The organism is Wolbachia endosymbiont of Mansonella perstans, assembly GCF_020278605.1.
Taxonomy (GTDB): Bacteria; Pseudomonadota; Alphaproteobacteria; order Rickettsiales; family Anaplasmataceae; genus Wolbachia.
Map to the genome: position 1 here is coordinate 1 of NZ_JACZHU010000100.1, position 3,375 is coordinate 3,375.

Sequence of the window (3,375 nt, forward strand, 5' to 3'; positions counted from 1 at the left end):
TACGCTGCTAGTATCTTTACCTTCACTACTATAAGTCCTTATTTTACCTCTCTTGAATTATTATGGAAAGAGCTATAACTAAATACTCATGTGCCTTTTTAATAAATTTATTCTCTATTTCTTTGTAACTGGTGTATTTTGTTGTACCTTCATTATCCTCACAACGAACTAAATGTTCTTTATGATTGGTGTGAATATTTTTATTCTCACAAGTCTTATTTCCAGGATCATGTTCCAGCACTATGTTTCTTCTTAATCTTTCTCCGGATAGATCATTAAGCTTGCCATAAATTGTGCTGCTTGTGAAATCACAGTATTGCCTTTTCTGCCAGCAATTAAGACAGGGCATTTCGTATTTTCTACAGCTTTCTGTGGATTAAAATCTAATCTGCAACGCCCAAACCAAAAATTTAAAAATTTTGTAAGAAGCCACCTAGTGAAAAAGCCCCCTACTCCATGAGGAAAGTTATTAGTTGCATCTTTGAGTAGACTAAAAGAATTACTATGAATTAATGTTAAATGGATACCCTGGATCCTCAAATCTTTTTAGAACTTTCGCTTGCAATTCCTCCTCCAAGAGAGTTAGTATCTAAAACTATGTTGTTTGGATGTAGCCATCTATAAGCAACTTGTTCACCATTGCTATTCTGGTCTGGATTAATTCTTTCCCATTTGTTAGAAAGTTATACAGTGCTACAGTCTTCTTTCTCTCCAAAAGGAACTTTATAATATCCTCTATATCTTTTTCTAACTCTTGATCGCAAGTTTCATTTATAAGCTCTTCCCTATAAAGCTTTATTCACTCAGAGCTGGCTTCGTTTTACAAAAGGCTTTTAACTCTATGTGCAACAAACTTTTCCTTAATAAAGTCAAAAAAATACCCATGATAAAACTATGATAAAACATATGGTAGCCAAAATTAATAATACCATTGATACACAAGCTAACCCCATAAGCACTTTTTTTGATTTTTGATTCTGGTACACCGAGTATAACGGCACAGTAGAAGCAGTAAACAATACGGCAAAACATAACCATAGTGATATTATCTTCCTAGTAAATTTTTTCTCTTCATCGTTCAGTTCTTCTTGAAAGAATTCTGGATTAACAATTCTAGAAAAATAAGGATAGTCAAAATAATGCTTAACTACATAAAATTCATCCTCTTGCTCTTTGGATTTGTCTTTACCAAGTGCATTAATCTTAATACACCCAAGTATCCCAAAAAAGTTTATTATGTATCTTACATTTTTTCTTGCTTAATGTTAGGATCAAGATAACAAATAATTTTCATTTTTTCATTAACAAACATCTAGCTATCTTAACACAAAAACTAAAGAAAGTTAAGATGGCTTTAAAACATAGTTTAGTATAGTAAAAACCTATAGGAAACTTCCCACAATTCCTTTCAAGCGAGTTTTGAACTTTTGAAATGCCACGACGTTGTTGACATGTCTGTCAAGAAATGATAGAGTATCTGCAAAACCTTCTGAATAGTCATTAATGAAGAAAAGCATTGTGCTTAGATATACCCCAGCCAATATTGCCCGTTTTGTATAGTAATTAAAATCTGTTGATTGATCATGGATGCCATACCAAATTGCACTAACAGTTCTGTATAAGAGTTTACCAGAAAAGTATGTATTCTTCGGCAATACAGAAAATAGTGAAATACTTTTTAAAAATTCTCTATAATTTGACAGTTTAGCGTAGTTTGAGAGGCGTATTTGAACAGCTAATTTTACCCGCTCCCGCACTTTCATATCTTCTAAATTGGAGTTTCTGAGCTTGGTTATCATTGAACTATTTAAGTCCTCTGCTATATACTCCAAAGCGCTATATATTCCATTTTGAAATTTACAAAAGCTATTGGCTAGGTTAAGGTATGTGCACACCTTCAATAAAGTTTCATCGCTTATTCCCTCAAATGGAATAACCCTAATCAGTTCGTCTACTACTGACTTTATTTCATCTTGTTCCATACAACATTATACTAAACAACACATGTAATTGTACCTGAGATTTTTAAACATTCTGCGAAATGTATCACCACGTTCTTCAAAACTTTTCCACTGATCAAAAGAAGAACATGCAGGAGAAAGCAATATCGTTACTTCCTCTTTGCCATTTATGGCGTCTTCGAAAGCCAGTTTAAATGCGTTTTCTAGATTATAACACTTCATACAATCTACTTTATTCTCCATAACATTTGCAAAAGCTTCTGTTGATTCTCCAATTAGAAAAGCTTTTCTAATTCTTGTAAAGTGCCTGCTTAGTGACTCTATGCCACCTTCTTTACTTCTTCCGCCAACGATCCAGTATATGTTTTTATAAGAGAAAATCGCTTTTTCGCTCGATTTGGCATTAGTCGCTTTGCTATCGTTCACAAAAAACACATTTTCTATTTTGCCAAGTAATTCATTTCTGTGTTTCAAACCTGGGAAGGATTTGATTCCATCGATAATAGTGTTGTTATCTATTTTAAACAGCTTACATACGGCATATGCGGCTGCTATGTTTTCCGCGTTGGATATTAAGTTTATTTTTATGTCATTTACTGATAAGTTATAATTCTTTAACTTTATCAAGTTTTTCTGGATCGTGGTACCTTTTTTGTCATACAAGTAGCTGACACTGGGATCCAGATAATTTTGTTCTGTACCGGTAATCTGTTCACTATAGTCAAGCAAATCATTACCTATCAATGATATTAGATCTCTTGTACCATCCTCTATCATTTGAGTAACTGACGATGGTTTTTCTTTTCTGGATCCCAGCGTCACGCACTGGAATGACGCCGGGAAGTATGTTCCTGAAATTGGAATTTTGTTCCCAGTAAATTTGTTGAATACATCAGCGGTAATTTCGTTATCACATCCTATCACGGCAATCTCACTACCGTTTATCAGTTTTAATTTAGTTGCTATATAATTCTCCATACTTCTATGTCTATCTATGTGATCCGGTGTAACGTTGAGCAATACTGCAATGTCTATCTTTGTTGTCCCAGTCATCCCTTTTGTCATCCAAGTAGCGCGACACTGGGATCCAGAAAAAAAAGTATGGATTCCAGAGTCACGAGCTGGAATGGCAGTAGGCATATCCATCAGCTCCAATTGAAAAGAGGAGAACTCAATTACATAAATTTCTGCGTCTTTTTCTAGATCTAAAACAGGAACACCTAAATTTCCACCAACAGCTACCTTTTTCCCTGCAGATTTTAATACGTGCCCTATTAGTGACACAGTGGTTGATTTACCATTTGTTCCTGTGACTCCTATTACTTTCTGGTTCTTAGCTTTAATTTCAAGGAATAGCTCGATATCCGATTTTATTTTACAGTCATAGCTTTTCGCAAGTTTCACTATCCAATGC

At 34.3% G+C, this 3,375-nt stretch carries 2 protein-coding genes and 1 pseudogene; all 3 read right to left on the reverse strand.

All coding sequences use genetic code 11. From position 1 onward, the window contains the following. Nucleotides 1-76: 76 nt before the first annotated feature. A pseudogene (locus tag IHO13_RS06035) lies at nt 77-1,294 on the reverse strand (alpha/beta hydrolase family protein); the annotation flags it as partial. Between the two features lie 88 nt (nt 1,295-1,382). Next, nucleotides 1,383-1,982, reverse strand: a complete 600-nt coding sequence (locus IHO13_RS04915; RefSeq protein ID WP_225538540.1) for a COQ9 family protein — start codon at nt 1,980-1,982, stop codon at nt 1,383-1,385. 6 nt (nt 1,983-1,988) lie between these two features. Continuing rightward, a partial coding sequence (locus tag IHO13_RS04920) for a Mur ligase family protein (RefSeq protein ID WP_225538541.1) occupies nt 1,989-3,375 on the reverse strand: 1,387 nt, incomplete at its 5' end.

Excerpts from the sequence above, each read along its gene's own strand:
- IHO13_RS04915 (WP_225538540.1), bottom strand. The coding sequence starts at position 1,982 with ATGGAACAAGATGAAATAAAGTCAGTAGTAGACGAACTGATTAGGGTT.